This is a genomic window from Fictibacillus sp. S7 (genome assembly GCF_004127935.1).
Classification (GTDB): domain Bacteria; phylum Bacillota; class Bacilli; order Bacillales; family Fictibacillaceae; genus Fictibacillus_C; species Fictibacillus_C enclensis.
Genome location: NZ_QJKL01000001.1, coordinates 3,324,264 through 3,330,883 on the forward strand (window position 1 = coordinate 3,324,264; position 6,620 = coordinate 3,330,883).

At 45.7% G+C, this 6,620-nt stretch carries 8 protein-coding genes; 7 read left to right on the forward strand and 1 reads right to left on the reverse strand.

Annotation, left to right across the window (positions count from 1 at the left end; translation table 11 throughout):
- The first annotated feature begins 51 nt into the window (after positions 1-51).
- The 7 genes from atpE to DMO16_RS17295 all read left to right on the forward strand — a co-directional run bounded on the left by atpE (position 52) and on the right by DMO16_RS17295 (position 6,025).
- Complete coding sequence (gene atpE, locus DMO16_RS17265) at positions 52-264, forward strand: F0F1 ATP synthase subunit C (RefSeq protein WP_090239739.1); 213 nt, start codon at positions 52-54, stop codon at positions 262-264.
- A 75-nt stretch (positions 265-339) separates the two neighbouring features.
- Positions 340-885: a F0F1 ATP synthase subunit B gene (gene atpF / locus DMO16_RS17270; RefSeq protein WP_129480416.1), complete on the forward strand. Its 546-nt coding sequence runs from the start codon at positions 340-342 to the stop codon at positions 883-885.
- Complete coding sequence (locus tag DMO16_RS17275; protein WP_129478841.1) at positions 882-1,433, forward strand: F0F1 ATP synthase subunit delta; 552 nt, start codon at positions 882-884, stop codon at positions 1,431-1,433. The genes atpF and DMO16_RS17275 overlap by 4 nt, the downstream gene beginning before the upstream one ends.
- 19 nt (positions 1,434-1,452) lie before the next feature.
- On the forward strand, positions 1,453-2,955 hold the full coding sequence (gene atpA, locus DMO16_RS17280) for a F0F1 ATP synthase subunit alpha (protein WP_061973523.1): 1,503 nt from the start codon (positions 1,453-1,455) through the stop codon (positions 2,953-2,955).
- Between the two features lie 325 nt (positions 2,956-3,280).
- Positions 3,281-4,144, forward strand: a complete 864-nt coding sequence (gene atpG / locus DMO16_RS17285) for an ATP synthase F1 subunit gamma (RefSeq protein ID WP_061973563.1) — start codon at positions 3,281-3,283, stop codon at positions 4,142-4,144.
- A 65-nt stretch (positions 4,145-4,209) separates the two neighbouring features.
- A complete protein-coding gene (gene atpD / locus DMO16_RS17290) occupies positions 4,210-5,598 on the forward strand; it encodes a F0F1 ATP synthase subunit beta (protein WP_061973565.1) in 1,389 nt (462 codons plus the stop codon).
- A gap of 22 nt (positions 5,599-5,620) precedes the next feature.
- Entirely contained in the window at positions 5,621-6,025 is a 405-nt protein-coding gene (locus DMO16_RS17295; RefSeq protein WP_061973567.1) for a F0F1 ATP synthase subunit epsilon, read from the forward strand.
- A gap of 190 nt (positions 6,026-6,215) precedes the next feature.
- Here DMO16_RS17295 and DMO16_RS17300 read toward each other — a convergent pair.
- A partial coding sequence (locus tag DMO16_RS17300; RefSeq protein ID WP_164988947.1) for a transposase occupies positions 6,216-6,620 on the reverse strand: 405 nt, incomplete at its 5' end.

Consider the following 6,620-nt stretch of genomic DNA (forward strand, 5'->3'; position numbering starts at 1 on the left):
GTCAGGAACAAAAAATAAAATTGCAGGGGAAAAGAAGGGAGAAATACAAAAATGAATCTTATTGCAGCAGCAATTGCAATCGGTCTAGCAGCACTAGGTGCAGGTATTGGTAACGGTCTTATCGTAGGACGTACAGTTGAGGGGATCGCTCGTCAGCCAGAACTTCGCGGTACACTTCAAACAACAATGTTTATCGGGGTTGCGTTAGTTGAAGCACTTCCAATCATCGGCGTTGTTATTGCGTTTATCGTTCTTGGCAGCTAATAACAGCAAGATTTAAAAAGATCTCAATAATGGCGAAGCATGTTTCAAAACTGGAACTTTTCTTCGCCATTCCTTATGTATGACCTATTGAAGGGAGGAAATACCGTGCAATCCTTAATGTTAGGTGCGGCAACCGGTGGTGTTAACGGCGGAGATATTCTCTTCCAGTTACTAGCATTCTTTATTCTAATGCTCTTATTACGCAAGTATGCATGGGGCCCGTTAATGGGAATCATGAAAGAGCGACAAAACTTTATTACGAATGAAATTGAAGCAGCAGAAGCCAGCCGCAAAGAGGCGAAAGAGCATCTTGCTACACAAATAGAAGAATTGAAACAAGCGCGTGAAGAAGCACGAGCTATCATCGAAAATGCGAAAAAACAAGGTGAAGCGCAGGGTGAGGCTATTATCCAGGCTTCCCGTGAAGAAGCTGAACGCGTGAAAGTATCTGCACTGGCTGATATTGCCAGTGAAAGAGAAAAAGCTGTCGCCACTCTTCGAAAAGAAGTTGCATCTCTGTCTGTCATGATCGCTTCCAAAGTGATCGCGAAAGAACTGGATGAGCGCAGCCAGGAGAAGTTAATCCAGGATTACCTTCAAGAGGCAGGCGAAGCTAGATGAGCAAGGATCTTACTGTAATTGCAAAACGCTATGCATCAGCTCTTTATGAAGTGGTTGGACAAGAAAACCTTGAGCAGTCTGAGGCTGAGATTCGTGTAGTCAAGGATGTCATGGAAAGCAACCGTGACATTCAAAAGCTATTGAACCATCCGAAAATTTCTGTTGAAGAGAAAAAACAGATTGTAAAAGAAAGCCTTGGCACATACATTTCCAAACCGGTTCTGAACACTATTTTATTGCTGATCGACCGCAACCGAGAGAACATTATCGCGGAAATGGCTGGCCAGTTTATTGAACTAGCAAATGAATCGCGCGGCATTGCTGAAGCAACGGTTTACTCTGTCCGCCTGTTGTCACAGGATGAAAGAGCCCGTCTTGAAGAAACCTTCGCAAAGCGAGTGGGCAAACAGCAGCTGCGCATTGAAAATATTATTGATCAATCCCTCGTTGGTGGGATGAGAATCCGCATTGGCAACCGTATTTTTGACGGAAGTATCCGCGGCAAACTAGAGCGTATCGAGCGCCAATTAGCCACTACACAAGGCTAAAAAGATAGGGGTGAAATTCATGAGCAACATTAAAGCTGAAGAAATCAGTGCTTTAATAAAAAAACAGATTGAAAACTATCAGTCTGAAATCGAAGTAAACGACGTCGGTACAGTTATTCAGGTCGGTGACGGTATTGCCCGTGCCCATGGATTGGATAATGTAATGGCCGGCGAGCTTGTTGAATTTTCTAATGGGGTAATGGGTATGGCCCAAAACCTTGAAGAAAACAACGTAGGTATCATCATCCTCGGGCCATATCAGGAGATCCGCGAAGGCGACGAGGTTAAACGTACAGGACGCATCATGGAGGTTCCGGTCGGACCAGAACTACTTGGACGCGTAGTTAACCCACTTGGTATGCCGATTGATGGCAAAGGACCTGTTGAAACAACAAAAACTCGTCCAATCGAGCAGAAGGCGCCAGGCGTTATGGCTCGTAAATCAGTACACCAGCCGCTCCAAACAGGAATCAAAGCGATCGACGCTCTTGTTCCAATCGGCCGCGGTCAGCGTGAGCTCATCATCGGTGACCGTCAAACCGGTAAAACAGCTGTAGCCATTGATACGATCATCAACCAAAAAGATCAGGACATGATTTGTATCTATGTTGCTATTGGACAAAAAGAGTCCACTGTTGCAGGTGTTGTAGAAACGCTTCGTGAACAAGGGGCGCTGGACTACACAATTGTTGTATCTGCAAGTGCTTCCCAGCCGGCTCCTCTTCTTTTCTTGGCTCCGTATTCCGGTGTTTCCATGGCTGAAGAGTTTATGTGGGATGGCAAGCATGTGTTGATTGTTTATGATGACCTTTCTAAACAAGCAGCAGCTTACCGTGAACTTTCCTTGCTTCTTCGCCGTCCTCCGGGCCGTGAAGCTTATCCAGGGGACGTTTTCTACCTTCACTCTCGCCTTCTTGAGCGTGCAGCAAAACTAAACGATGAGCTGGGCGGCGGTTCCATTACGGCACTTCCATTCATCGAGACTCAAGCAAGTGACGTGTCGGCATATATTCCGACAAACGTGATCTCCATCACAGACGGACAAATCTTCTTGCAGTCTGACTTGTTCTTCTCCGGTGTACGTCCTGCCATCAACGCGGGTATTTCTGTATCCCGTGTAGGTGGAGCGGCGCAAATTAAAGCAATGAGTAAAGTATCTGGTACACTCCGTCTTGACCTGGCTTCATTCCGTGAGCTTGAAGCATTTGCTCAATTTGGTTCAGACCTCGATAAAGCGACTCAAGCAAAACTTAACCGTGGTGCACGTACAGTAGAAGTCCTGAAACAAGGCCTTCACAAACCGCTGCGAGTAGAACTTCAGGTTGCCATCCTGTTTGCATTAACAAGAGGCTACCTTGATGATGTTCCAGTCGAAGATATCACACGTTTTGAAGAAGAGCTTCATGCTTATATGGATAACAACGCTAAAGACGTACTCAACCAGATCAAAACCACTGGAAAACTTCCAGAAGGCAGCGAACTGGACGATGCGATCAAAGCATTTAAGAAGGTATTTGCTTAAAAAAAGAAAAGCTGAAGCCGCTGTTAAAAGACGAAAATCGTTGGAACTCTTAAACAGCAACACGCTTTTTGTGTTGAAGTGAGAGAGTGAAACGGTCGAGTCTTTAGCGGCTGAAGCTGGATCAAAAAGAAAAGCTGAAGTGCCCGTTTAAGCCCGACAAGCGCTGGAACTCTCACTCAGCAACACGCTTTTTGTGTTGAAGGGTGAGAGTGAAGCGACCTCGAGGGATTGGGCACTGAAGCTGGATCACAAGCTAACAGTAAACTTTAAATAAACTGCAGGATGCCTGGTGCATCCTGCAACCAGCTTAACCCAAAGGTGGTGAATACGAGTGGCATTACGAGATATTAAAGCGAGAATTGACGCAACAAAAAAGACGAAGCAGATTACGAAGGCCATGGAAATGGTATCTGCAGCAGCATTGAACCGTGCAGAGCAAAACACGAAACGATTTACTCCTTATATGGATAAGATGCAGGAGGTCGTAACCAGCATTGCTTCCGGAAGCAGGAGTGCACGCCATCCCATGCTTGCCAGCCGTCCTATAAAGAAAACGGGCTATTTTGTCATCACGGCGGACCGTGGTCTGGCGGGGGCATATAACTCCAATGTGTTGCGTCACGTTTACCGCACAATTAACGAGCGACATCAGTCTCCTGATGAATATGCGCTTATTGTTGTCGGAAAGGTTGGTCTTAACTTTTTCAAAAGGCGCAACATGACAATCATCGACAGCATTACGGGTCTGCCGGATCAGCCGTCTTTTGCTGACATTAAAGCTATCGCAAGCAAGGCGGTTGGTTTGTATGCGAACGAAACGTTTGATGAACTATACATGTATTACAACCACTTCGTCAGTGCGATCCAGTCAGAACTTACGGAACGAAAAGTTCTTCCACTAACTGGTTTTGAAGGAACAGTCAGCTCAAATGCTGCTTACGAATACGAGCCTTCCGAAGAAGAAATTTTGGAAGTTCTCCTTCCACAGTACGCGGAAAGCTTGATTTACGGAGCGCTTCTGGATGCAAAGGCAGCAGAGCATGCTTCTCGTATGACAGCAATGAGAAATGCGACTGACAATGCAGACGATTTGATCGGCCAGTTTACACTCACCTATAACCGTGAGCGTCAGGCGGCCATTACTCAGGAAATTACCGAGATTGTCGGCGGGGTTGCGGCACTCGAGTAGATTTTTATACATGCCTTAATCAGGCATACGGCACAATGATGTGCCAGAAGTTAGGAGGGGAAACGATGAATAAAGGGTATATCACCCAGATTCTTGGACCTGTTGTCGACGTTAAATTCGATGACAGTCTTCCGGAACTTTTAAATGCATTAACAGTTGACGCTGAAGGCGTTAATTTAACACTAGAAGTTGCCCTTCACCTTGGTGACAACACCGTCCGTACCATCGCGATGGATTCTACTGATGGTCTTGTTCGAGGTATGGCAATCAATGATACTGGTAAACCAATCTCCGTTCCTGTAGGAAGTGCAACACTTGGACGTGTATTTAACGTTACAGGTGAGCACATTGACCTTGGAGAGGCAGTTCCAGCAGATGTTCGCCGTGATCCGATTCACCGCGGAGCGCCATCTTTCGAAAACCTTACAACAAAAACGGAAATTCTTGAAACTGGAATTAAAGTCGTTGACCTTATTGCTCCATACGTTAAGGGTGGTAAGATCGGTCTTTTCGGTGGTGCCGGTGTAGGTAAAACCGTACTTATCCAGGAATTGATCAATAACATCGCGCAGGAGCACGGCGGTATTTCCGTATTCGCAGGTGTAGGTGAGCGAACTCGTGAAGGGAACGACCTTTACCATGAGATGAGTGACTCTGGCGTTATCAGCAAAACTGCAATGGTATTTGGACAGATGAACGAGCCTCCTGGAGCGCGTGCACGTATCGCTCTTTCCGGTCTTACAATGGCTGAATTCTTCCGTGATGAAGAAGGACAGGACGTATTGTTCTTCGTGGATAACATCTTCCGTTTCACACAAGCAGGTTCTGAGGTATCCGCGCTTCTTGGCCGTATGCCATCTGCGGTAGGTTACCAGCCGACACTTGCTACAGAGATGGGTCAGCTTCAAGAACGTATCACATCTACGAAAAAAGGTTCTGTTACATCGATCCAGGCGATCTACGTACCGGCGGATGACTATACTGACCCGGCTCCGGCAACTGCGTTTGCCCACTTGGATGCAACAACAAACCTTGAGCGTAAATTGACTGCTATGGGTATTTATCCTGCGGTGGATCCATTGGCTTCTACTTCCCGCGCCCTTTCTCCAGAGATTGTAGGCGAGGAGCACTATTCCATTGCCCGTCAAGTGCAGCAAACGTTGCAGCGCTATAAAGAACTTCAAGATATTATTGCCATTCTGGGTATGGACGAGCTTTCTGAAGAAGATAAATTGGTTGTACAGCGTGCGCGCCGCATCCAGTTCTTCTTGTCTCAAAACTTCCACGTTGCGGAACAGTTTACTGGTCAAAAAGGTTCATACGTGCCTGTTAAGGAAACAATCCGAGGATTCAGAGAAATCCTTGATGGAAAGCACGATGACCTTCCAGAGGATGCATTCCGTCTTGTAGGTTCTATTGATGAAGTTGTTGAAAAAGCAAAAACGATGGCCTAAACCTATAAGGGGGTAAGACGAAATGAGAACGTTAGACGTAAGTGTAGTCACCCCTGATGGTCCTGTGTTTGAAGGAACGGCAGAAATGGTCAGTTCAAAAGCAAAAAGCGGTGAGCTGGGTGTCCTGCCAGGACATATTCCGTTGGTTGCTCCTTTAACCATCAGTGCAGTACGTGTGAAACAAGATGGAAAAACACAATATGTGGCCGTTAGCGGTGGATTTATCGAAGTTCGGCCTGAAAAAGTAACAATCCTTGCTCAAGCTGCTGAACTGGCAGATGAGATTGAGGTCAATCGCGCTGAAGCAGCTAAAGAGCGTGCTGAGCGCCGTTTGGCTGAGACCAATCAAAGCGATTTGGACCAGGCGAGAGCAGAATATGCTCTTCGCCGCGCGATCAACCGCCTTGATGTGGCCAAACACAGATAAATGAACAGTCAAATGGGGCTGTCTGAAAGTCAAAAGACCTTCAGGCAGTCCCATTTCTTACGATTAGTCAATAGTTTTTTAGGGAGTCATTAAGCCTTCGGTATTGTCACTTTATTTAAGGCATTCTAAATACCCCTAGTTGTAGCTGTTTTTTAAACTAGGGGAGAATTATGATATAATAGTCAAAACATTACTTACCAGCTGCTATCTGGTAATCGTAATGCAAATTGTGTGTAATAAGGTGGAATAGGCATTTCAATAACTTATTCACACACGCGATGGACGCGACTTTATGACGTTTGTTATAAGGTTGCGTTTTTAGTTTGTCGTAGTAATCTACAAAATGGTTATCCCCAAAACGCCTCTGTTTAATCATATTTTGAATGGTAAGATACAGGATCTTTCGTAAATGTTTGTTCCCTCGCCTATTGATTTTATCTTTATACAAGATGGTGCCGGATTGAAAACGCCGAATATCAATACCGGCATAAGCGTTCAGTTGTTTGTTGGTTTTAAAACGGTGAATGTCACCAATTTCAGCGATTAAACGCACAGCTGTGTTGGTCCCAATGCCAGGAAAACTCATTAACACTTG

Coding starts and splice junctions, on each gene's coding strand:
- DMO16_RS17275 (WP_129478841.1), top strand. CDS start 882: ATGAGCAAGGATCTTACTGTAATTGCAAAACGCTATGCATCAGCTCTT.
- atpF (WP_129480416.1), top strand. CDS start 340: ATGTATGACCTATTGAAGGGAGGAAATACCGTGCAATCCTTAATGTTA.
- DMO16_RS17295 (WP_061973567.1), top strand. CDS start 5,621: ATGAGAACGTTAGACGTAAGTGTAGTCACCCCTGATGGTCCTGTGTTT.
- atpE (WP_090239739.1), top strand. CDS start 52: ATGAATCTTATTGCAGCAGCAATTGCAATCGGTCTAGCAGCACTAGGT.
- atpA (WP_061973523.1), top strand. CDS start 1,453: ATGAGCAACATTAAAGCTGAAGAAATCAGTGCTTTAATAAAAAAACAG.
- atpD (WP_061973565.1), top strand. CDS start 4,210: ATGAATAAAGGGTATATCACCCAGATTCTTGGACCTGTTGTCGACGTT.